Here is a 21429-nt window from a genome sequence, read left to right as displayed (position 1 = left end):
TGCGCGGCCGCCGATTTCAGTCGGTGGCCGCGAGCACGCGGCTGATGCGTGTTTGGGTCTCCAGACGCTGCCATTGACCGTCGGGCCGCGCGCGCTCGACCTCCACAACTGATCTCAGCGCATCCACTGCTGCCGAAAATGCTTTGGAAATGGATCGCCTGCGCGAATAGGCCAGATGCAGGATTCGCTTGATCTGTGGATCGACGACGAGCTGGCTGCCCAGCGTGTCCTTGTAAGCTGAGTTTGACAGTGCGCCTCTCGGCATCACCGAACACCCCAGGCCGCGGCTGACGAAATCGCGAATGGCGGCCATGGAGTCGATCTCGTGAACGATATGGGGTGATGCGCCAATGTTGGCGGCCAGCCGATCCATCTCCGTGCGCACAAGATGTGGGCGGGTCGGCAGGATCAGACGGTGTTGCATGACTTCGGCCAAGGTGATGGTGTCGCCTTCGCGCACGCCCTCCGACAGCGGGTAGACAAAGTACATGCTTTCGGTGGCGAGCGGTTCGAAGACCAACTGGTCTCCGCCTTCGCGGGCATTGTAGACAAGGGCGGCATCGACGCGGAAGTTGAGGAGGTACTCGACGAGTGTCTCGCTCAACGCTTCCTTGACCGTAAGCTGCACCTCTGGCAGATCGCGCGATACCCGGTCCACCAGTTCGACGGCGACCGCCTCGCGGGCACTTGGCGTCAGCCCAATGCTGACATGGCCGCTCGGCACCTTGGCATAACTTGTAAGCTCAAGCTTGGCCTCGTCGGCGTAGCGGAGGATGACTTCCGCATGCTTGGCGAGCAGCGATCCTGCCTCAGTCGCGCGGATGCCGCGCGAATGCCGTTCAAGCAAGGTGAGCCCCAATTCCTCTTCCAGTTTGCGGATGTGCAGGCCAAGCGCGGGCTGTGCCACGCGGACGCTGTCGGATGCCTTGGTGATGCTGCCGTGCTCCAACACAGCGAGGTAGAGCCGCAGGCTTTTCAGATCCATTCCTATATCCTCCCGAGATATCTGAAATACCATATTGGTCTTGCCGGCACGTCTCCAAGCCAAAAATTGTCTGCCTGGCACACGGATATCCGTGCGGCGGCATGTTCCGCAGGCGATTGCCATATCCGGAGTGCTGGATGACGGTTTGCCGCCAACTCGAAAACCGCAGGGCTCGCCAGCATTATTTGTTTTGGACAAGCTAATGCGATGGCCTCCAATGTGGGGACCTGGCCGACACAAGATCGGCGGTTGTCGTTTACGGTCTCAAACAGGCCGGCGCGGCAGCAGCGAACCAGAAGCCGCAAAGGCACGGTTCGCAATGAGGAGGATTGGGAACACTTATGATTCAGACCATGTTTGGGTCGCTCTACGGCCTGCTGAGCAGCCCGCATATCATGGGGCTTATGCTACTGGCCGTGGTGTTCGGCCTGCTGGTTGGGGTCACGCCCGGTATCGGTGGCAAGCTGTCCATCGCCATGGCCATCCCGTTCGTCTACGGCATGGATATGGTTGCCGGCGCGGTGTTTCTGCTGACCATGCATGCCGTCAACGGCACCAGCGGCCAGATTTCCAGCATCATGTTCGGCATTCCCGGCGACGGCGACGATGCCGCGACCACGCTCGATGGTTATCCGCTTGCCAAACAAGGGCAGGCGGCACGCGCATTGGGCGCGAGTATCACCGCGTCCGGCGTCGGCGGCATCATCGGTGCCGTCGTCTTCGCCGTCATGATTCCCATCCTTGAACCGCTGATCCTGCAGTTCAGCCCGGCGGAATTCTTTCTGATCGCCTTGCTCGGCATCAGCTTCATTGCCTTCCTGTCCAGTGGCGACAAGATCGTCAAAGGGCTGATCGTCGGCTTCTATGGCCTGATGCTGTCCACCATCGGCATGGATCCTCAGACCGGCACCCCGCGCTATGCCGGCGACATGCTGTTCCTGTGGGACGGGGTCAGCGTGGTGACGGCGGTGCTTGCGCTGTTCGCTGTGCCCGAAATGATCGCCCTGGGCACCAAGGGCGGGTCGATCGCTTCGGCGGCAGCGGAAGACAAGAATTTCTCCTATCGCCAACTGTTTTCCGGCGTCATGGAAGTGCCGCGCCACTGGTGGCTGGTCGTGCGCACATCGGTCATCGGCGCCATCATCGGTATGATCCCCGGCCTTGGTGGCTCGGCGGCGGCGTGGCTTTGCTACGGCCATGCGGTGCAAAGCTCGAAAACGCCTGAGCGTTTCGGCAAGGGGGCGATCGAAGGTGTCATTGCGCCGGAGACCGCCAGCAACGGCAAGGAAGGCGGATCGCTGTTGCCGACGCTGTTCTTCGGCATTCCCGGCAGTTCCGGCATGGCCGTGCTGCTCGGCGCTTTCCTGATCCTTGGCATCCAGCCGGGCGCATTGATGGTGACGGAGCATCTCGATCTTGTCTGGACCCTGATCTGGGCCCTCATCGTCGGCAATCTGATGGCCGTTGCCATCTTGCTGGTGGTCTGCCGATGGGTCGCGCTGCTTACCTTCGTCAACGGCAAATATCTCGTGCCCTTCATCCTCGTCTTTGTGACGCTTGGTTGTTACGTGTCCGAGGCCCAGTGGCAGAACCTCGTCGTTTTGGTGCTGTTCAGTGCCATCGGCTACGGTTTCCTGCGCGCCAATTGGCCGCGCGCGCCCTTCGTGATCGGTCTCGTGCTCGGCGGCAACGCCGAAGCCTCGCTCAACCAGGCGCTTCAACTCTGGGGCTATGGCTTCTTCCTGCGGCCGATGTCGCTGGTGCTCATCACGATGATCGTCGCGCTGATGGGATACGCAATCTATCGCAATCTTCGCCCGCGCCGGCACAGCGTGCAGTTTGGAGGCTGAGCCAATGAACAACTTTAGCTCTTGGTTCACGGTCCTGATGTTGGCCATCTTCACCACGATGGTGGCGATCGCCACGCAGTTTCCTGCGGACGCCAGGTTCATGCCCCTCATCGTTGGAATTCCGGGCGTTGGCCTTTGCCTGCTGCAGCTTCTTCTCGACGCCTACCAGGCAGAGGGCGGGATCGCCCATCACTTTCGCCGCGCACCCAAGGCAGGACGTCCAGCCGATGTGCAGGCGGTGGAAACCGCAATCGAAGAGGCCGAATTCGGTCCGCACACGGTGTCGCGCGAACTGGTCATGTGGGCCTATTTTGTCGGCTTCGTCGCTGTGCTGCTGGCATTCGGCTACTACGTCGCCGTCCCGCTGATGCTGGTGACGTACCTGCACCGCGAAGCAGAGGTCAGCTGGCGCAATGCCCTTCTTTTCGGAGGTGGGGCGACCCTCATCCTCTATTCGCTCTTCAGCCTGCTTCTTCAGCTTCGCCTGCATCCGGGGTTCTTGACGCCAGCCATAACAAAAGCGCTGGGCCTTTGATGCACCGCGACGCCGGTCGTCAGATGGCGCCGGCAAATCGGAGCATTCAGGGGGCTCCGATCAATGGGAAACAAAAACGGGAGGAATTTTATGTCGAGCTTTTCGCAGCGACTTCTCGGGTTAGGCACGGCGGCAGTCTTCGGCCTGCTGGCTGGGGCCGCTACCGCCGATGAAGGAGCGGATTTTTTCAAGGGCAAGACGGTCAACTACATCGTCTCCACCGACCCGGGCGGCGGTTATGACACCAATGGCCGACTGGTCGCCGAGTTTATGCAAAAGCATCTGCCGGGCTCGACCTTCGTTGTCCAGAACATGCCCGGTGCGGGCCATCTGATCGGCACCAACTACATCTACGCTTCCGAACCGGACGGGCTCACCTTCGGCACTTTCAATACCGGCCTCATCTATGGCCAGCTTACCGGCGATCCGGGCATCAAGTTTGATCTCAGCAAGATGTCGTGGATAGGCAAGGTAGCGTCCGACCCGCGCGTGATCGTGGTCTCCAAGGAGTCCGGCATCGAGAGCTTCGAGCAGTTGAAGGCGCTCAAGGAACCGGTGAAGTTTGCCTCCGCCGGCGTCGGCAGCGCGTCGACGATCGAGACCACCATGCTGGTGAATTCAATCGGCCTGCCGGTCAAGATCATCACTGGCTACAACGGCAAGGACGACCAGTTGGCGATGCGTCGCGGCGAGGTCCAGGGCATCGTCGGTTCGCGCTCGTCGTTCCAGCAATTCGTCGATGAGGGGCATGGCCGCTTCATCGCCCAGATCGGCGGATCCCAGACCGACGTTCCGCAACTGTCGTCGCTTGTCGACAAGGAAGACGCCAAGCGGGCGATCGCGCTTGTGGCGGCACAGAGCGATATCTCGCGCCTTTCGGCCGGGCCGGCCGGGATTCCCGACGACCGCCTCAAGGCGTTGCGCGACGCCTATGCCGCCGCGACCACCGACCCTGCTTTCCTCGAAAAGGCCAAGTCCCTCGACCTTCCGATCGAGCCGCTGGTCGGAGATGGGGTCAAGGAGGTTGTCGTGCATGCTCTCGACCAAACGCCCGAGACCGTTGCGTTCCTGAAGACGTTGCTGAAGAAAAAGAAAGACTGACCGCCCTTTGCACCGATCAGTGGCCGGCACGAACTGCCGGCCACTGTGGTTAGCAACGACATGGTCGTCTGCCAGGCAAACCGTTTCGGAGAAAAATCGATGAACTGCGTATCTAACCGCATCGCTGCGGTGGGGGTAATGTTGCTGACTGTGCTTGGGCCGGCTTCGGCTCAATCAGGCGCCGAGTTTTTCAACGGCAAGACAATCCGCTACATCGTCGCGACCGATCCGGGTGGTGGCTACGACACGAACGGTCGGCTCGTCGTTGAGTTCATGCAGAAATACCTGCCGGGCTCGACCTTCATCGTTCAGAACATGCCAGGTGCGGGACATCTGATCGGCACCAACTACATCTACGCGTCGGAGCCTGACGGCTTGACGATGGGCACCTTCAACACCGGTTTGATCTACGGCCAGCTGACCGGCGATTCCGGGGTCAGGTTCGACCTGACGAAGATGTCCTGGATCGGCAAGGTTTCCTCCGATCCAAGGGTCTTCGTCGTCTCCAAGGATTCCGGCATCGAAACCTTCGAGCAGTTGCGTGACACTAAGGAGCCGGTGAAATTCGCCACGGCTGGCGTTGGCAGCGCATCGGCCATCGAAACCCTGATGCTGATCAAGGCGCTTGGCCTGCCGATCCAGGTCGTCGACGGCTATGGCGGCAACGAAGACCAGCTCGCCATGCGGCGAGGCGAGGTCAAGGGCGTTGTCGGCTTCCGCTCGACATTCCAGAAGTTCGTCGACGAAGGCCATGGCCGCTTCATCGCACAGATTGGCGGAACCGACGCCGACGTTCCGCAACTGGCCGACTTTGCCACGAATGAAGAAGCAAAAAAGGCCGTGGCCCTGATCCAGTCCCAGGCGAGTATCGCGCGCCTGACCGCTGGGCCAGCGGGCATTCCCGAGGACCGGCTGGCAGCGCTGCGCGAAGCCTATGCAAAGGCGACTGCCGACCCGGAGTTCGTCGCAAAGGCCAAATCGCTGCGACTTCCGGTCGATCCGCTGGCCGGGCAGGTGGTTGGCGATGCCGTGATCAAGGCGCTCGACCAGCCGGCAGACCTTGTGGCCTTCCTCAAGGAAGCGACGAAGAAGAAGTAACCGCGCCGCCGGCCAAGGAGCCGGCGGCTTTTCCTCACCGAGAGCCGGGGGCAACATGCATCAGAAACGCGACAAAGAGCCGTCAGCCGCCACAGATGACGAGGCAGCCGCAGCCTTTGGCTGGCAATCCGATGTCATTGCCGACCTGATCAAGCAATATGGCTTTCCCTTCATCACGCTGAACCCCGGCGCGAGTTACCGGGCACTGCACGATTCTCTCGTCAACCATAATGGCGACAACCCGCCGATGCTGGTTTGTCAGCACGAGAAGATCGCGGTGCAGATCGCCCACGGCTACGCCAAGGCGACGGGCAAGCCGCTCGCCGTCATCGTGCACAATGTGGTTGGCCTGCTGCATTCGACGATGGGCATCTATTATGCCTATACCGACCGTGCCCCGGTGTTTGTCATCGGCGCCACCGGCCCGATGGACGAGGGTAAAAGGCGTCCACGCGTCGACTGGGCCCACACCGCAAATGTCCAGGGCACCCAGATCCGTGACTACGTCAAATGGGATTATCAGCCGGGCGGCATCGACGGCGTTGTCGACAGTTTCGCCCGCGCCTATTCGATCATGATGACCGAGCCGCAAGGTCCGATCTACATGTGCTACGACGCGGCCCTTCAGGAAGCGCCGCTTGAGGCGCCGATGGTTCTGCCCGATCCGGCGTCGGCCAAGGTGCCAAGCCGCATCGCGCCGGACCCGGCTGCCCTTGCCGAGGCTGCGGACAGGCTGGTCGCCGCCGAATGGCCGGTGCTTTTGCCGCAATTCGTCGGCCGCGACGCCAATGGCTATTCCGACATGGTTGGCCTCGCCGAAACGCTCGGGGCACCCGTTGTCGACACGCAGTGGCGGCTCAACTTCCCGACCGAACATCCGCTCGACATGCGCATGAACAAGGAGGTTTTCGGCAAGGCCGACCTCATCACGCTGCTCGACTGCCGGGACTGGGAGCGGCCCACCCATGTCAACGACCGCGTCAACCGCACCTTGAAGCCGCTCTATCCCCAAGGTTGCGAGTGGCTCGATATCGGTTTCGCCGATGTCGAAATCTCAAAATGGGCAACGGATTACCAGAAGTTTCCCGAATGCGCGCATCGTGTGCTGGCCGACACCGCACTTGCCATTCCCGCACTGACCAGGCTCTGCGCCGACCGGATCAAGGCGGATCCGCGGCTCGGCAAGCGCGTTGTCGAACGTGCCCATGCCGTCGCGGCCATGCATGACGCCCAGCGGGCGACATGGCGTGAGGAGGCGCTGGACAACTGGAACACACGTCCGATCACCCTGCCCAGGCTTGCGAGCGAAGTGTGGGACAAGATCAGGCACGAAGATTGGGTGCTGACCACCAATGCCTTTGAGGATTGGGCTCCGAAACTGTGGGATTTCGACCGGCCCTATCGCTGGCCCGGACGGGCACTTGGCACCGGCACGCAGATCGGCATGGCGACCGGTGTCGCCTTGGCGCATCGCGGCACCGGGCGGCTGGTCGTCGATTGCCAGACCGATGGCGACCTGATGTTTGACGTCGGCGCCTTGTGGTTCGCCGCCAAGCACAAGGTGCCGTTCTTGTGCGTGATGCACAACAACCGGGCCTACTACAACGACTGGGAGCATCAGATCACCATCGCGCGGCAGCGCGGCACGCCGGTCGAGCGCGCCTATATCGGCATGGATATCATGGACCCGGCCCCTGACTTTGCCACGCTGGCGCGTGGTCTTGGCTGGTATGCCGAAGGGCCGATCGAGAATCCTGATGACATCGCCGGCGCGCTCGACCGGGCCATCGCCAAGGTCAAGAGCGGCGTTCCCGCGCTGATCGACACGATCACCCAATATGCGGGATAGGCCGGAAATGGCAGCCGCAAAGACCGGAGAAAAAGCATGAAGGTGGGGGTCGTCGGCGCTGGCGAGATGGGACTCGCAATGGCGGGGCACATCCTGGACAAGGGCTTCGAGGTCTCGGCGTTCGACGTCGATCCGATGCGCCTCGCCATGGCCCGGGATCGTGGCATCGGCTCCTGCGACAGCCTTGCCGATCTTGCGGACGTGGCAGAGGTTTTCATCCTGGTGGTCGCCACTGACGATCAGGTGCGGACCGTGGCCGAAGAACTGACGGCGCGCGCAGCGGCAGGCGCAACGATCGTGGTCGCGGCAACTATCAGTCCCGAGACTGTTCGAAGCCTTGCACCCGCCATAGCTGCGCAAGGCAAACGGCTCGTCGATGCGCCGGTCGTTTATGGCGCCTCGGGGGCAAAGGCCGGCACCTTGCTTTCCCTTTGCGGCGGTGAGGAAGCAGACATCGAGCGGATCCGCCTGGTGCTGATGAGCTATAGCCGCGATGTGGTTCGTGTCGGCCCGGTCGGCGCTGGTCAGGTGGCCAAGGCGTGCAACAACCTTTTGCACTGGGTGCACTGTGTCGCGAATTTCGAAACCCTGCTGATTGCCAAGCGCTACGGCATCGATGCGCAGCGCATGCGCGAAGTGCTGCTGGAATGTCCGGGCACCAACGGGACATTGCGGCGCTGGGATACGACAAGGTTCACCTGGCAGGAAAAGGACATGGATCTGACGCTGGATCTCGCCCAGAAAGCAGGGCTGCTTCTGCCGCTGGCCGGGCAAGTCGACCAACTCATCAAGGGCCTGTGCGCCGACGATGTGAAGGCACTGCTCTACGGACCGGAAGCGAGCTATCTCGGGCGCACGATCCGCCCGCTGACACCGGCCGAGGGCGGGCTTGGCTGATCTTGCAACGGCTGCCAGTTTCCTGCGTGGAACCGGTCCGATGGCTGGTGTCGCCATCTATCCCGACCTGAAGGGAAAAACGTGCTAAGGGAAGCGTTCGACCGCTCTTTTTTCATTTTCGCCGCCCTGGCGTTGGTTACCGGCGCCGCCTGCTATTTCAAGCTTGGGGTCGACGCCTTCACGGGAGCGCTGTCGGCGGACGCCGCCATGGTCGGCTTCCTGATCCCCAAGCTGGGAGCGGCGTTGCTGGTGGCTGCATTTGTGCAGGTGCTGCTGCCGCCAAGTTTCTTTGCCCGCCATGTTGGCGAAGAAAGCGGGTTGAAAGGCATGGCGATCGCGTCAGCGGCAGGCGCGGTCACGCCGGGCGGTCCGATGACATCTTTCCCGCTGGTCACAGTGCTGCGTGATGGCGGCACGGGCATCAGCGGCCTCGTTGCCTATGTCACGGCCTGGACCACCATTGGGCTGCAGCGAATCCTGATGTGGGAGGTGCCGCTGATGGGCGCGGAGTTTGCCATCATTCGGTTTCTCGCCTCCGCTCCGCTGTCGATCGTCGCCGGTACACTTGCTCAGTTGCAGACGCGTGCCCGAAAGGGAGGAGGCACGGCTGACTGACATCGGCACGGCCATTCTGTGGGGGCTTGCCGCTGTTTTAGGCGCTCTCGTCTGGCGCCGGCACGGCAGAGCGGCTGCGTGGGATTCTGCCGGCAAGGCCGGCACGCGTGCATTGCGCGTCTTGCCGCGTATCGCTGTTGCCGTGCTCACCGCTGGCTTTGCCGCCCGCCTCATCCCAAGCGGGCTGGTGGCTGAACATATCGGCGCGGATTCTGGTTCTTATGGCGTGTTGCTGGCCATGCTGGTCGGCGGTTTCATCCCGGCCGGTCCGATCATTTCCTTTCCCCTTGTGGTGGTCCTGCATGAAGCGGGCGCCGGCATCGTGCAACTGATCACGCTACTGACAGCCTGGTCGGTGTTCGCCATACACCGCGTCATTATCTACGAGATACCTTTGATGGGGCTGAGGTTCTCGGCGATCCGCCTGGCCTCGTCGCTGCCGTTGCCATTGATCGCCGCGGGGCTGACGGCATTGCTTCTTGCTGCCATCTCCTGAGCGTTCACCAATGGTGCCGGCGCCCTGATGGTGAGCCAAGCCGCGGATGGCTTGGTGCCAAAGGATCAGGGTCTTTGACCGCGAAATGCCCGGCTGTAGTATCCCACTAATTGGGAACATTGTTCCATATAACAGAACGTCGATATCGCAATTTCTGAGGGGGGAGGGCGATTGTCGGCTGGCGGCCGGTATGGCGCCTGCGTGAACGCGCGGCGTACCGGCCGCCGATGAAATGTACGGGGAGGAGAGCTTGAGCGATCGCTTGGTGTTGAGGACCGCTCTCGGCCAGCATGACCATGTCCGGCCACTGAAGGACGGGAGCGTCTTTTCCGACAGGGTGAGGCTCGAATTCGTCGAATTCGAGCCGCTGCCCAAGGCGTTTCGCCACATGGTGCGCGGCGGCGACCTCGATGTCTCGGAGATGGCCGTCGTCAATCATCTTTTAGCGCATCACCATGGCAAGCCGATCAGCGGCCTCGCCATTCCGCTGTGGGGCCGGCTGCCGCATACCAACCTTGTGTGCCCGTCGGGCTCGACCCTGCGTGGCCCGCGCGACCTCGACGGAACCAAGGTCGGCGTACGCGCCTATGGCCAGACCTCCGGCGTGTGGGTGCGCGGCGTGCTCAAGCAGGAGTACGGCGTTGCCCTCGACAGCATCACCTGGGTCACAATGGAGGATGCCCATGTCGCGGAATATGTCGACCCGCCGCATGCCGTGCGCAACCAGTCGCCGCTCGGCCTGCGCCAGTTGATGATGGCGGGCGAGCTTGCGGCCATCATGGGCGAGCGCGAGGTCGATCCGTCCGGCATTCGCACGGTGGTGCCCGACGCCGAGGCTGCGGCCCGTGCCTGGATCGGCAGGACGGGGCACTGGCCGGTCAACCACATCCTGTCGGTCAAGACCCGGTTGCTGAGGGATCATCCCTGGCTGGCCCATGAATTGATGGAAATGTTCGAGCAGGCCCGGCGGATCGCTACCGGCGCCGGTGCTGAACCGCCGCCGCCTTATGGCCTTGCGGCGAACCGCGGCTCGCTGCAGCTGCTGCTCGACTATTCCGCCGACCAGCTCATCACACCGCGCGTCTACAGCGTTGACGAACTTTTTGAACCCGTCTGACCAGCGCGAGCTTGCCATGATCATCGACATTCACGGCCACTACACCACCGAGCCGCAGGCGCTGCACCTGTTCAGGGACAAGCAGCTTGCCGGGTTGGCTGACCCAGCGCGACGGCCGATGACGACCGATCTGGGCATCACCGACGAGATGCTGCTGAAATCGGTTGAACCGCAGCTGAAGTTCCAGAAGGAGCGCGGCAGCGACCTCACCATTTTCTCCCCGCGCGCTGCGGGCATGGCCCACCACGTCGGCACCGAGGCGACGAGCCTGCAGTGGAGCACGCTCTCCAACGACTTGATCCACCGCGTGTGCACCCTGTTGCCCGACAATTTCGCCGCTGTCGGCCAGTTGCCGCAGTTCCCGGGCGCGGCACCCGGGAATTGCATTCCCGAATTGCGCCGCATCGTCACCGAACTCGGCTTCGTCGGTGTCAATCTCAACCCGGATCCGTCGGGCGGTTACTGGACCGAACCGCCGTTGACCGACCGGCAATGGTATCCGCTCTACGAGGAACTCTGCGCCCTCGACGTGCCGGCGATGATCCATGTGTCGTCGTCTTGCAATCCTGCGTTCCATCACACCGGCGCGCACTACATCAACGGTGACACGACGGCCTTCATGCAGCTGCTGCAGGGCGATCTGTTCAGAGATTTTCCGACGCTGAAATTCGTCATTCCCCATGGCGGCGGCGCGGTGCCGTTCCACTGGGGACGCTATCGCGGTTTAGCCCAGGAACTGAAGAAGCCGCTGCTCTCCGAGCACCTGTTGGGCAACGTCTTTTTCGACACCTGCGTCTATCACCTCGCTGGCGTGGAACTGATGGCCAAGGTGGTGCCCATCGACAACATCCTGTTCGCATCGGAGATGCTCGGCGCGGTCAAGGGCATAGATCCCGAGACCGGCCACCACTATGACGACACCAAGCGCTACGTCGACCAACTGAGCGCCCTGACCGACGACGAACGCTACAAGATCTTCGAGGGCAATGCGCGGCGCGTCTACCCGCGCCTCGACGGCCAGCTTGCCGCGCGCGGCCATCCCGGCCGGCCGGTGCCGTCGTGAATACCGTGGCAAGGCCTCAGCAGCAGGCCAGACCCGTGCCATCCGAGATGATCGCGTTCTTCATCCAGTATGGCGGCAGGTCATCCTCGGCCACCTCGGCGAGCGGCTTGAACAGCTTGAAGTCATGGCGGGTGTCGGGTGTGCTCCAGAAGCTGACGACCGTCTCGATCGGCGGACAGCCGGGCAGGCCGCATGCCAGTTCGGCGACGAATACGACATCGTCCTCGCTCAGGCTGAAGCGCTCCCGCGTCCATGCCTTGAGGCGCCTTGAGGCGACGGCCTGCATGGTACTGCGCGCGGTAGATTTCAGCATCGTTACGGACCGGTCTTTTGCCTGCTCTGAACCGGGCAGGCCGTCGCGCAGTATGGCTCGGCCGACACCGCCGGAGAAGCCGTCGATCGCTCTTGCTGACCAACCAAAACCGGACTGGCTCGGCGCGTAGCGAGACGTCAATATCGCTTAAATCTGGGAGTTTTTGAAATGGTCGAACAGGTCCTGGCAGCGGTGAGAACCGGCCCGAGCCGAATGGAATTGCGCGAATACCCGATGCCGGAGATCGCCGCAGATGCCGCGCTGCTCAAGATGGAGGTCGCGGGCATCTGTGGCACCGACGTCAAGCTGTTCAAGTCGCCGCCGAACAACGCGCCGACCATCATGGGTCACGAAAACATCGGTTACATCGCCAAGGCCGGACGCGAGTTCACCCGCCGAAAGGGTTTCAAGGAAGGCGACCTTGTGTTCGTCGAGCATTATGTCATGTGCGGCAAATGCCAATGGTGCCACAAGGGCGAGTACCGCCATTGCGAGAACACCGACTGGCGCAACAATCCCGAGGGCATCCGCTACGGCTACACCTCGGCGGAACGTGCACCGCATCTGTGGGGCGGTTTCGCCCAATATGTCTACCTGCCGTGGAACGCCGTCGTCCATCAGGTACCGCGTGGCGTCACGCCCGAACTTGCCGGTCTCGTCACCCCGATGGCCAACGGTGTCGAGTGGTCGCTGTTTGATTCAGGTGTCGGCTATAATTCCACCGTGCTGATCCAGGGGCCGGGCCAGCAGGGGCTGTCGCAGACGGTCATCTGCAAGCAGGCGGGGGCCTCGCTCATTATCGTCACGGGCACGTCCAAGGACGCGGCCCGGCTCGAAGTCGCCAAGGCTCTGGGTGCCGACTACGTCATAGACGTCCAGAAGGAAGACCCGCTCGCCCGCATCATGGAAATCACCGGCGGCAAGGGCGTCGACATCTCGCTCGACTGTACGGCGGGTGCCGGCACCATCCCGATCTTGCTGGGCATCGAGGCGATGAAGCGCAAGGCCGGAACGCTGCTTGTCCAGGGAGAGATGAAGGAGTTCCCGAACTTCCCGCTGGAGAAACTGACCGTCAAGGCGATCACCATCAAGAGCGCGCGCGGTCACAGCTACCGTGCCTGTGAGCTGGCGCTGGAGCAGATAGCCTCCAACCGCTTTGCGTTGGAAAAGATCACCACGCATCGCTTCGGGCTCAAGGACGCGGACCTGGCGATCAGGTCGGTCGGTGGCCAAGGCATTCCCGATGTCATCCACGCGTCACTGATGCCGTGGACGTGAGCGAACCGGAACGCTGGCCGTGGCATCAGGAGGAGAACGATCATGACAATCGGGTTTCGGGTGCTTGCCCGCGAGAGGAAGGTCGATCCCGCGATCGCGCGCCGCTACCTCGACCTGCCCATCGCCAATGTCAGTGACGTCATGTCCCGGATGAGTGCAGGCGGCGCGCGGTTGCGCCCGCTGCATGCCGGCGGCGCGATGGCGGGTGCGGCACTGACGGTGAAGACGCGTCCCGGCGACAATCTGATGATCCACAAGGCGCTCAAGATGGCCACGTCAGGCGATGTCATCGTCGTCGATGCCGGTGGCGACCTGACCAATGCGCTTGTTGGAGAGATGATGCTGTCGCATGCCGCAGCGCTTGGCGTGGCGGGGGTCGTCATCAATGGCGCGGTGCGCGATTATGGCTGGATCCGCACGCAGCATTTCCCGGTCTTCGCGGCTGGCGTGACACACCGCGGCCCCTACAAGGACGGCCCCGGCGAGATCAACGTGCCCATCTCGATCGACGGCATGATCGTCAATCCCGGTGATCTGGTCATTGGCGATGACGATGGCTTTCTCTGTGTCCCGATGGAGGATGCGGCATCGCTCCACGAACTTGCCAGCGCCAAGCAACAGGCCGAGGCCAGGACGCTCGCCAACACGCAGGCCGGCGTGCTCGATCCCAAACTCTGGGTCGATGAGACATTGCGCCGCTTGGGTTGCGAGGGCGTTGGCTGAGCCGTCCTGCCATCAGCAGCGCTTGCCGCAATATTTGGAGGTTCAAGATCATGGCAACAGCCACCATCGATGGCATCCACACGCGATACGAGGTCTTCGGTTCGGGCCCGCCGATCCTGATGTATTCGCCAGGTGGCTTCGACGCCGCACTGGAGAAATGGACGACGCAAGGGATCTATGCCGACATCAGGTTCCTCGAGCAGTTGCCGTCCAAATACACCTGCATCGTCTTCGACCGTCGGGAGACCGGCCAGTCGGGCGGGCGGGTGGAGCGCGTATCCTGGATGGATTTTGTCACCCAGGGCAGGGGGCTGCTTGACCATCTCGGTATCGACAAGGCCTTCGTCATGGGCGGCTGCATGGGCTGCAGCGCGGCGATCGCCTTCGGCGTGGCCTTGCCGGCGCGTACGTTGGGCCTGATCCTGTTCTGGCCGGTGGGCGGGGCTCGTTATCGCATCACGGGGCATCAGCGTTTCGCCGAGCATCTTGCCTTCGTACGACAGAATGGCCTGGCTGCGGTGGTGGACCTCGCGCGCTCCAGCGACAAGCCGTTCGGAGCGGATCCGCGTGGCGGCCCCTGGGTATCGGTGATCCGCAGCGATCCGGCATTCGCCGCGCGCTATGTCGAGCATGATGCCGACAGCTACCGTTATGTCGTTGCCGGCATGGTCAGGACGTTGCTCGACCGCGACACCGCGCCCGGCGCCGAACCGGAGGATCTGCTGCAGCTGAAGTTGCCGACCCTGATCATTCCCGGTGCCGATGCATCGCACGCCACATCCGCTGCGCGTTACCTGCAGGAGTGCATCCCGGGCGCGGAGTATTGGGACGTTCCGGTTTCGGGGCAAACCAGGGAAGCAACCGGAGGCCGCGTGCTCGAATTCCTCAGCCAGTGCGACCGGGCCGGGTGAGCTATGGCGGATTCGTTGGAAGCAGCCGATCCACAAGGGGATGGGGCCGCCGATGCAGGTCTTTCACGCCAAGTGCCGATGAACGTGCTGTTTTTGGCCTTTCTCAAGCTTGGAGCGTCTTCTTTTGGCGGGGGCACATCGGCTTGGGTGCATCGTGACATCGTTGAAAACCGGAGATGGCTGAGCGAAGAGGATTTCCTCAAAACGCTGACCGTCGCCCAGGTGATGCCGGGCGCCAACCCGGTCAACATCGCCGTTTACGTCGGGCTTCAGCTTCGCGGGCTCGTTGGTGCGGTCGTGGCCGGCTTCGGCATGATCTTTCCGGCATTCTGCATCATCCTGGCGCTCGGAGTGCTCTATCGGAACTTTGGCGATTATCCGTCCGTCCGCACAGTGCTGGCTGGGTTTGCCTATGTCGGCATCGCTTCGGCTGTGACGATGGGTGCCAAGACCAGTCGCCGGCTCAAGGGCCGCTTCGTTGCCATCGCAACTGCTGTCGCGGTGTTTGTCGCCGTTGGCGTGCTGGGGCTGTCGATGGTCGGGGTGGTGCTGGTGGCGACGCCGGCGAGCATCCTTGCTGCCTACTGGTTGGAGCGCGTGCATCGTCATGGATGAAAACAAGCTCCTCGGGCTCGTTCTGCTGTGCCTGCCTCTGTCGTTGCTGTCATTTGGCGGCGGGCAGAGCATCGTTGTCGGCCTTCAGCACCAGACTGTCGAAATCCATGGCTGGCTCACCCACCAGCAATTCGCCGACATGTTCGCCATATCGCGTGCCGCGCCTGGCCCCAGCACATTGATCGCGGCACTTGTCGGCTGGCAGGTCGCCGGCTTCTGGGGGGCGCTTGCGGCGACGCTAGCGATTTTTATCCCCTCGTCGCTGCTGATTTGCCTGGTCGGCGGCTGGTGGCAACGCCATCGCGGTTCGCAATGGACGATTGCCATCGAGCGCGGCCTTGTACCGATCGCTGTCGGACTGATCTTTGCCGGCGTTCTGGCCGTCGCCAAGTCTTCCGATCTGACGCCGATCGGTTTGGCGACAATCGCCGCGGTGGCCGGCATGCTCTATTTCACAAAGTTTGGTCCCTACACGATCCTGACCGGTGTCGGAGCGCTTTATCTGGCGCTAGGCCTCGTAGGTTTGCCAGCCTGACGCCAGTGCCCGATATGAATCGCAAGAAGGCGTCAAGGGACGCCTGACAGTGCTCCTAAGCTCATCAGCCCCCGTTGCGAGATGCAGTGATTGGTCTTGCGGCATGGCGACCGGCACGAACCCAAACATGCGCAGCAGCGCCTGATCGGGTGAAGACATGACGAAAAGCGCGAAGGTGAGCGCTTCCGGCTGGCAATTCCGTTGGCCGGCTCGGTTTGGTCGGGGTAATGAGGTAGGGTTAAACGGATGCGCGGTGCTCCTGATTGACGAATGGCTGCTTTCGGGCAGCAGCACGCCTTCAGACCAGTCGGTCAACCAGTTGGACTGCCCCCACAGCCAATCCCAGCAGCAGGATATTCACCGACCACTTGATGGCGTAATACAGCGGCCGGTTGGTCGACTTCAGCGCCTTGTTACGTGCCAGCAGGGGAGCAAGCCAGGCAAAGACCTTGTTGGCCAGGCCACGACGGTCTTCCGGCGTGTTAGGTACGACTGAGGCGCGCGTTATCCCTTGGTAGAAGAAGTTGAACAGCGCCCCGAGTGGGTTCAGGGGGCGCTTGACGTCGCACATGAGGATGAGGCGATCAGAGTCCGTGTCGTTGCGGACGTAGTGCAGGTAGGTCTCATCGAACATGAGTACCTCGCCATCGCGCCAACTCTGGTTGTGGCCATCCACGTTGATGAAGCAGGCGTCCGAGTTGGGTGTCGCAAGGCCAAGGTGGTAGCGCAGGGATACGGCGATGGGATCGGCATGTCTGGTGAGTTGCGCGCGCGCCGGCAGGAAGGCGAACATTGCTCCATGCACCGCTGGCACCTTCTGCAATATTTCTACCGTCCTGGGACAAAGCCGCATCGCGGAGTGGTGCGTGTAGCCGTACCAATTGAGGTAGAAGCGGCTCCAGCCATACTTGAAGAACGTCCGAAAGCCGACATCGTAGGAGCTTGCGGTGCCCGGACGTTTGGTGGCGTCAAAGTAGCCCTGGCGCACGAGCTCCAGCCCTTCGTCTCGGATGGTCTGCCAGTTCTGACGTAGCAGGGCAATTTCCGGGAACTCGACCGGGTCGAGAACGGCCTTTGATCCACGTCGCAGCGTGGTCATGAAGAGCACGCAATTGAATGGCGTGAAGATCGGCCAGCCCTTGCGAACGTATTCAGACAGGCTTTTGTAACGGGCTTCGCCCCGAAAACGGTAGACGTACACGATACTCGCGGCAGCAAATGCCAAAATGATCACGGAAACGTGCATAAAATCTCCTTGGCAAACCTTCCGTGCGAATGAATAGAGATGAAGCATTACGGCAACATTGCGTGAATGTGCCTCGCTTCAATGCGGCTATTCAGATCGGCTTTGGCATTTAATGTGCGAATGCAATCGCTCTGCTTCTCAAACTGAGCGGGATCCATACTTTTCATTTTCGTTGATCCCTGAAAGTCCACTCGGTGAATCGCCGACCGCTTTGTGCCACCCATCCAGACGCTTGATGAGGGCGAGGAAGCGAGCCTGGTTGGCGAAGTCGAGATGGGCCGACCGACGAAAATCGTCAGGCGACGGGTTCGGCCGCCTTGGCCATGCCGAAATGAACGAGCTCATGGCGATGTCGCCGTGTTCTTTCGCAAGACAGCAGGATCGATGGTAACGTACGCGCCATTCATGCGTTCACCGCAGGCTCGAATCGACGAATGCGCATACTACTGGCTGAAGACAACAGGGAATTGTCGACATGGCTTGCCCGCCTGCTGCGGCGCGACCACTACGTGATCGATTGCGTCTATCGCGGCGATGACGCCGACGCTGCCCTTGCCACGCAGGACTACGCGCTTGTCATACTCGACCTGGCGTTGCCGCATCTTGACGGCATCGAGGTCTTGCGGCGGCTGCGAAGTCGCGGGCGAACCACGCCCGTCATCATTTTGACGGCCAACGATGCCGTGTCGAGCCGGGTTCGCGGCCTCGACAGCGGCGCCGACGACTATCTGGTCAAGCCTTTCAACGTCGAGGAATTCGAAGCGCGCGTCCGCGCTCAACTGCGGCGCGGACGGGCGAATTTCGACCCGCTGGTACGGTTCGGCAACCTTGCCTTCGACACGCAGGGTCGGACCTTCGAGCTTGGCGAAACACCCCTGCACCTCACCGCGCGCGAACACGCCGTGCTTGAAACGCTGATCCTGCGCGCCGGTCGGCCGGTGCAGAAGAACGTACTGGCCGAAAATGTCTTCGGCTTCGACGATGAAACCAACCCGAACGCCGTGGAGATCTGCGTTCATCGCGTCAGGAAGAAACTCGAGGGCAGCGGCATGGCGATCACCACGCTTCGCGGTCTCGGCTACGCGCTCAGAATCGACGATGGCCAGTAGAAGTCTTCAACGCGAACTTCTCGGCTGGCTCGTCGTGCCGCTGACGGCCGTCGTCTCGTTCAACGTCTGGACGACCTACAAGAATGCGGTCGAAACCGCCGATCTGATCACCGATCGAACCCTTGTGGCGTCGGCCCGGGTGATCGCGGAAAACATTCGCGAAAACGACGGCGTGCTGGAGGCGCCGATCCCTCCGTCCTCGCTGGAAATGTTTGTGTCCGATCAGCCCGACCTCGTCGTCTATCGCGTGACGACGCCGCGTGGCCAGATCATTGCCGGCAATCCCGACATTGTCGCACCGCCCGGCCAACCCGTCGATCTCAAGCCGGTCTATTTCAAAACGATGTTTCGCGACCAGCCCGTTCGCGCGGTCGCCATTGCCCAGCCCATCATCAGCAAGCAGAATTCGGGAAACGCGGTGGTGGCTGTCGGCCAGACACTGAAGGGGCACAACAAGCTGATGACCGGCCTGTGGCTCAAGGCGCTTCGCGACCAGGTGCTGCTGGTCGCCGCCGCTGGCCTGCTCGGCGTGTTCGGGCTACGTCGTGGCCTCGCGCCGATCCTGCGGCTTCGCAGGGATGTGATGGAGCGCGACCCAGCGGAGCTGAAGCCTTTCGCGGCCGATACCGTCCAAACCGAATTGCGCCCGCTCGTCGAGGCGCTGAACGAGGCTTTCGATCGCATCCAGCGCCAGATGGACACGCAGCGGCGCTTCGTTGCCAACGCCGCGCACCAGTTGCGCACGCCGCTGGCGCTGTTGAAGACCCAGGTCAGCGTTGGCCTGCGCGAACCTGACATCGGCACCAAGGATGAAGTCCTGGCCGCTGTCGACATGTCGGTCGACGGCATGGCGCACCTGTCGAACCAGCTTCTTTTGCTTGCCCGTGCCGAGCAGGGCAGTTCGTCGTTGAAGAAATCAAGCGTCGATTTCGACGCCGTGGCAAGGGACGCCCTCGAGGGGCTGGCGCAGGTGGCACTGGCGCGCAACATCGATCTTGGTTTCGAGTCCGAGACAAATGACCTGGTCGTTTGGGGCCATCCGACCTTGCTGCGCGAACTTGTCGTCAACCTGGTCGACAACGCTCTGCGCTACACGCCGCAAGGCGGCTCGGTTACGGCACGGATCGTCCGCGAAACGGACTGGATCGTGCTGCAGGTGGAAGACACCGGGCCTGGCATCGCCGAAGGGGACAGGGAAAAGGTGTTCGAGCGCTTTTATCGCGGGTCCGAGCCTGTTGGCGAAGGCACTGGGCTCGGCCTTGCCATCGTGCGCGAGATCGTCTTGTCGCATGACGGTGAGATCGAACTTGCGAACCGCGAGCCGCCGCCCGGATTGAGCGCGCAAGTCAGGCTGCCTGTTCACCAGGCAGCCCAAGCTTGATTGAACTCACTGCGTCTCGTTCAACGGCTGCGGACGCCATTTGGCCAGCCGGTCCTCGACCATTGTCATCAGGTATTCCGCGCCCAGCGCCACAATCATGACGATGACGATCGCGGCATACATGCCTGCGGCATCGAACGATCCCTTGGCGATGTTGATCAGCAGGCCGATGCCGTAGCGCGAACCGACGAACTCGCCGACGATGGCGCCGATGATGGCAAAGCCGAAGCTGACATGCAGGCTGGCGAAGATCCAGCTCATCGCCGAAGGCACGATCACCGAGCGGGTCAGCTGCCAGTCGGAGGCGCCAAGGATGCGGGCATTGGCGATCATCGCCCTGTCGGCTTCGCGCACGCCCTGGAAGGCATTGTGGAAGACGACGAAGAAAACCATGACGAAGGCCAGCGCCACTTTCGAAGCCAGGCCAAGGCCCAGGATCATGATGAAGATCGGCGCCAGCACCACGCGAGGAATGGAATTGATCACCTTGATGTAGATGGAAAAAATGTCGGCGGCCATGCGGTTGCGGCCGAGTGCGACGCCGGTGATGATGCCGGCGACCGAGCCGGTCACGAAGCCGATCGTGGCTTCCTCCATGGTGACATAGAGGTGGTACCAGAGTGGCCCTTCCGACGTTCCCTCCGTCGTCCATTCGTACAGCCGCGCCGCGATCGTGCTTGGCATGGCGTAGAAGAACGGATCGATCCAGGCGAGGCGTCCGGCGATTTCCCACAAGGCCAGGAAGGCGACGAGAATGGCGACCCGCCAGAAGATCACGGTGCGGCGGCGATGCAGCGCCGCTTTCGCGGCGGCCGCTTCGATTTCCGCATCCGAGGTTCCCGGCCTGAAGCTTCCGGTGCTGATGTCGATGGCAGCATCAGTCATGGTATTTCTCCGTTAGGCTGCTGCGCGCGCATAGCTGGTTTCGACCTCTTCCTTGAGATCGGCCCAGATCGTGCGCGAATAGTCGATGAAGCTCTGCTCGTAGCGGATATCGGCGACGACGCGCGGGCGCGGCAGATCGATGGTGTAGACCGACTTCACCGTCGCCGGCCCGGCGGTCAGCACATAGACCTTGTCGGCCAATGCGATCGCCTCTTCCAGATCATGCGTGACGAAGACCACCGACGCCTTTGCTTCGGACCACAGGCGCAGCAGTTCTTCATGCATGAGAACGCGTGTCTGCACGTCGAGTGCGGAAAACGGCTCGTCCATGAGAAGGATCTCGGGGCCGTTGATGAAGGTCTGGGCGAGGGCAACGCGCTTGCGCATGCCGCCCGAAAGCTGGTGCGGATAATGCTGCTCGAACCGTGACAGGCCGACGCGCGCAAGCCAGTCGCGTGCGGCGGCCTGGGCTTGCGCCTTGGACCTGCCGCGGAAGAGTGGCCCGGCCATGACGTTTTCGATCACCGTGCGCCAGGGAAACAGGGCGTCGCTCTGGAACACGAAACCGATGCGCGGGTCTATGCCCTTGACGGGCGCGCCCATGACACGAACCTCGCCGGCGCTTGGGCTTGCCAGTCCGGTGACGAGATTGAGGGTGGTGGACTTTCCGCAGCCGGTCGGGCCGACGACGGCAACGAATTCGCCGCGCTCGACCGTCATGGTGAAGTCGCGCAGCGCCGTCAGCGATTTGCCGGTGGGGGAAAGGAAGCGGCGACTGACATTGATCAGTTCAATCGCAGGTGCGGGCTTTTCGAGGGCCATGATTT

Annotated in this window: 23 protein-coding genes; 17 read left to right on the top strand and 6 right to left on the bottom strand. The window is 62.1% G+C overall.

Annotation, left to right across the window (positions count from 1 at the left end):
- Positions 1 to 16: 16 nt before the first annotated feature.
- Positions 17 to 1183, bottom strand: coding sequence for a LysR family transcriptional regulator (locus tag AC1RTB_RS01540; protein WP_492876758.1), 1167 nt, complete (start codon positions 1181 to 1183; stop codon positions 17 to 19).
- Between the two features lie 143 nt (positions 1184 to 1326).
- Between AC1RTB_RS01540 and AC1RTB_RS01535 the strand changes: the two genes are divergently transcribed.
- The 10 genes from AC1RTB_RS01535 to AC1RTB_RS01490 all read left to right on the top strand — a co-directional run bounded on the left by AC1RTB_RS01535 (position 1327) and on the right by AC1RTB_RS01490 (position 11606).
- Complete coding sequence (locus tag AC1RTB_RS01535) at positions 1327 to 2835, top strand: tripartite tricarboxylate transporter permease (protein ID WP_492876759.1); 1509 nt, start codon at positions 1327 to 1329, stop codon at positions 2833 to 2835.
- Positions 2836 to 2839: 4 nt separating this feature from the next.
- Positions 2840 to 3370 (top strand): tripartite tricarboxylate transporter TctB family protein, encoded by a 531-nt coding sequence (locus AC1RTB_RS01530; RefSeq protein WP_492876760.1) that lies wholly within the window; start codon positions 2840 to 2842, stop codon positions 3368 to 3370.
- Positions 3371 to 3460: 90 nt separating this feature from the next.
- Positions 3461 to 4471, top strand: a complete 1011-nt coding sequence (locus tag AC1RTB_RS01525; RefSeq protein WP_492876762.1) for a Bug family tripartite tricarboxylate transporter substrate binding protein — start codon at positions 3461 to 3463, stop codon at positions 4469 to 4471.
- 99 nt (positions 4472 to 4570) lie between these two features.
- Entirely contained in the window at positions 4571 to 5569 is a 999-nt protein-coding gene (locus AC1RTB_RS01520) for a Bug family tripartite tricarboxylate transporter substrate binding protein (protein ID WP_492876764.1), read from the top strand.
- 55 nt (positions 5570 to 5624) lie between these two features.
- The gene (locus AC1RTB_RS01515) at positions 5625 to 7418 is read left to right on the top strand and encodes a thiamine pyrophosphate-binding protein (protein ID WP_492876766.1); all 1794 of its coding nucleotides are present in this window, start codon (positions 5625 to 5627) and stop codon (positions 7416 to 7418) included.
- Positions 7419 to 7454: 36 nt separating this feature from the next.
- Positions 7455 to 8315 (top strand): NAD(P)-dependent oxidoreductase, encoded by an 861-nt coding sequence (locus AC1RTB_RS01510; protein ID WP_492876767.1) that lies wholly within the window; start codon positions 7455 to 7457, stop codon positions 8313 to 8315.
- A gap of 81 nt (positions 8316 to 8396) precedes the next feature.
- Positions 8397 to 8930 (top strand): hypothetical protein, encoded by a 534-nt coding sequence (locus tag AC1RTB_RS01505; RefSeq protein WP_492876769.1) that lies wholly within the window; start codon positions 8397 to 8399, stop codon positions 8928 to 8930.
- On the top strand, positions 8899 to 9426 hold the full coding sequence (locus AC1RTB_RS01500) for a hypothetical protein (RefSeq protein ID WP_492943784.1): 528 nt from the start codon (positions 8899 to 8901) through the stop codon (positions 9424 to 9426). Before AC1RTB_RS01505 ends, AC1RTB_RS01500 begins: the two co-directional genes overlap by 32 nt.
- A 250-nt stretch (positions 9427 to 9676) precedes the next feature.
- Positions 9677 to 10543, top strand: a complete 867-nt coding sequence (locus tag AC1RTB_RS01495) for a substrate-binding domain-containing protein (RefSeq protein ID WP_492876773.1) — start codon at positions 9677 to 9679, stop codon at positions 10541 to 10543.
- Positions 10544 to 10559: 16 nt separating this feature from the next.
- A complete protein-coding gene (locus tag AC1RTB_RS01490) occupies positions 10560 to 11606 on the top strand; it encodes an amidohydrolase family protein (RefSeq protein ID WP_492876775.1) in 1047 nt (348 codons plus the stop codon).
- Positions 11607 to 11622: 16 nt separating this feature from the next.
- Here AC1RTB_RS01490 and AC1RTB_RS01485 read toward each other — a convergent pair whose 3' ends face one another.
- Positions 11623 to 12060 (bottom strand): hypothetical protein, encoded by a 438-nt coding sequence (locus tag AC1RTB_RS01485; protein ID WP_492876777.1) that lies wholly within the window; start codon positions 12058 to 12060, stop codon positions 11623 to 11625.
- A gap of 27 nt (positions 12061 to 12087) precedes the next feature.
- Here AC1RTB_RS01485 and AC1RTB_RS01480 point away from each other — a divergent pair, with 27 nt between their 5' ends.
- From AC1RTB_RS01480 to AC1RTB_RS01460, 5 genes are read left to right on the top strand one after another with little or no spacing between them, the layout of a single operon-like run.
- Complete coding sequence (locus AC1RTB_RS01480; RefSeq protein WP_492876779.1) at positions 12088 to 13197, top strand: zinc-dependent alcohol dehydrogenase; 1110 nt, start codon at positions 12088 to 12090, stop codon at positions 13195 to 13197.
- Between the two features lie 42 nt (positions 13198 to 13239).
- Positions 13240 to 13920, top strand: coding sequence for an RraA family protein (locus AC1RTB_RS01475; RefSeq protein ID WP_492876781.1), 681 nt, complete (start codon positions 13240 to 13242; stop codon positions 13918 to 13920).
- 50 nt (positions 13921 to 13970) lie between these two features.
- Complete coding sequence (locus AC1RTB_RS01470) at positions 13971 to 14831, top strand: alpha/beta fold hydrolase (protein WP_492876783.1); 861 nt, start codon at positions 13971 to 13973, stop codon at positions 14829 to 14831.
- A 3-nt stretch (positions 14832 to 14834) separates the two neighbouring features.
- Positions 14835 to 15446 (top strand): chromate transporter, encoded by a 612-nt coding sequence (locus tag AC1RTB_RS01465; RefSeq protein WP_492876785.1) that lies wholly within the window; start codon positions 14835 to 14837, stop codon positions 15444 to 15446.
- Positions 15439 to 15981 (top strand): chromate transporter, encoded by a 543-nt coding sequence (locus AC1RTB_RS01460; protein ID WP_492876787.1) that lies wholly within the window; start codon positions 15439 to 15441, stop codon positions 15979 to 15981. Before AC1RTB_RS01465 ends, AC1RTB_RS01460 begins: the two co-directional genes overlap by 8 nt.
- A gap of 298 nt (positions 15982 to 16279) precedes the next feature.
- On the opposite strand, the gene AC1RTB_RS01455 is transcribed toward AC1RTB_RS01460, so the two are convergent.
- The gene (locus tag AC1RTB_RS01455; protein WP_492876789.1) at positions 16280 to 17227 is read right to left on the bottom strand and encodes an aspartyl/asparaginyl beta-hydroxylase domain-containing protein; all 948 of its coding nucleotides are present in this window, start codon (positions 17225 to 17227) and stop codon (positions 16280 to 16282) included.
- Positions 17228 to 17365: 138 nt separating this feature from the next.
- Positions 17366 to 17572, bottom strand: coding sequence for a hypothetical protein (locus AC1RTB_RS01450; protein ID WP_492943783.1), 207 nt, complete (start codon positions 17570 to 17572; stop codon positions 17366 to 17368).
- 89 nt (positions 17573 to 17661) lie between these two features.
- Between AC1RTB_RS01450 and AC1RTB_RS01445 the strand changes: the two genes are divergently transcribed.
- Positions 17662 to 18336, top strand: a complete 675-nt coding sequence (locus AC1RTB_RS01445) for a response regulator (protein ID WP_492876791.1) — start codon at positions 17662 to 17664, stop codon at positions 18334 to 18336.
- Positions 18326 to 19717, top strand: coding sequence for a sensor histidine kinase (locus tag AC1RTB_RS01440; RefSeq protein WP_492876793.1), 1392 nt, complete (start codon positions 18326 to 18328; stop codon positions 19715 to 19717). Before AC1RTB_RS01445 ends, AC1RTB_RS01440 begins: the two co-directional genes overlap by 11 nt.
- A gap of 6 nt (positions 19718 to 19723) precedes the next feature.
- Here AC1RTB_RS01440 and AC1RTB_RS01435 read toward each other — a convergent pair whose 3' ends face one another.
- Positions 19724 to 20602, bottom strand: coding sequence for an ABC transporter permease (locus AC1RTB_RS01435; protein WP_492876795.1), 879 nt, complete (start codon positions 20600 to 20602; stop codon positions 19724 to 19726).
- A gap of 12 nt (positions 20603 to 20614) precedes the next feature.
- The gene (locus AC1RTB_RS01430) at positions 20615 to 21424 is read right to left on the bottom strand and encodes an ABC transporter ATP-binding protein (RefSeq protein ID WP_492876797.1); all 810 of its coding nucleotides are present in this window, start codon (positions 21422 to 21424) and stop codon (positions 20615 to 20617) included.
- Positions 21425 to 21429 lie beyond the last annotated feature (5 nt).

This window comes from Aminobacter sp. GW821-FHT11F06, assembly GCF_058808215.1.
The sequence above is the reverse complement of the archived record's forward strand: the minus strand, read 5'-3'. Positions and strand labels throughout refer to the sequence as shown.

Bases quoted from the DNA above. Each gene is read 5' to 3' on its own strand.
- AC1RTB_RS01460 (WP_492876787.1), top strand. From the start codon at position 15,439: ATGGATGAAAACAAGCTCCTCGGGCTCGTTCTGCTGTGCCTGCCTCTG.
- AC1RTB_RS01475 (WP_492876781.1), top strand. From the start codon at position 13,240: ATGACAATCGGGTTTCGGGTGCTTGCCCGCGAGAGGAAGGTCGATCCC.
- AC1RTB_RS01440 (WP_492876793.1), top strand. From the start codon at position 18,326: ATGGCCAGTAGAAGTCTTCAACGCGAACTTCTCGGCTGGCTCGTCGTG.
- AC1RTB_RS01445 (WP_492876791.1), top strand. From the start codon at position 17,662: ATGCGCATACTACTGGCTGAAGACAACAGGGAATTGTCGACATGGCTT.
- AC1RTB_RS01520 (WP_492876764.1), top strand. From the start codon at position 4,571: ATGAACTGCGTATCTAACCGCATCGCTGCGGTGGGGGTAATGTTGCTG.
- AC1RTB_RS01430 (WP_492876797.1), bottom strand. From the start codon at position 21,424: ATGGCCCTCGAAAAGCCCGCACCTGCGATTGAACTGATCAATGTCAGT.
- AC1RTB_RS01490 (WP_492876775.1), top strand. From the start codon at position 10,560: ATGATCATCGACATTCACGGCCACTACACCACCGAGCCGCAGGCGCTG.
- AC1RTB_RS01435 (WP_492876795.1), bottom strand. From the start codon at position 20,602: ATGACTGATGCTGCCATCGACATCAGCACCGGAAGCTTCAGGCCGGGA.
- AC1RTB_RS01510 (WP_492876767.1), top strand. From the start codon at position 7,455: ATGAAGGTGGGGGTCGTCGGCGCTGGCGAGATGGGACTCGCAATGGCG.
- AC1RTB_RS01455 (WP_492876789.1), bottom strand. From the start codon at position 17,227: ATGCACGTTTCCGTGATCATTTTGGCATTTGCTGCCGCGAGTATCGTG.
- AC1RTB_RS01535 (WP_492876759.1), top strand. From the start codon at position 1,327: ATGATTCAGACCATGTTTGGGTCGCTCTACGGCCTGCTGAGCAGCCCG.
- AC1RTB_RS01525 (WP_492876762.1), top strand. From the start codon at position 3,461: ATGTCGAGCTTTTCGCAGCGACTTCTCGGGTTAGGCACGGCGGCAGTC.
- AC1RTB_RS01450 (WP_492943783.1), bottom strand. From the start codon at position 17,572: ATGAGCTCGTTCATTTCGGCATGGCCAAGGCGGCCGAACCCGTCGCCT.
- AC1RTB_RS01480 (WP_492876779.1), top strand. From the start codon at position 12,088: ATGGTCGAACAGGTCCTGGCAGCGGTGAGAACCGGCCCGAGCCGAATG.
- AC1RTB_RS01465 (WP_492876785.1), top strand. From the start codon at position 14,835: ATGGCGGATTCGTTGGAAGCAGCCGATCCACAAGGGGATGGGGCCGCC.
- AC1RTB_RS01530 (WP_492876760.1), top strand. From the start codon at position 2,840: ATGAACAACTTTAGCTCTTGGTTCACGGTCCTGATGTTGGCCATCTTC.
- AC1RTB_RS01515 (WP_492876766.1), top strand. From the start codon at position 5,625: ATGCATCAGAAACGCGACAAAGAGCCGTCAGCCGCCACAGATGACGAG.
- AC1RTB_RS01470 (WP_492876783.1), top strand. From the start codon at position 13,971: ATGGCAACAGCCACCATCGATGGCATCCACACGCGATACGAGGTCTTC.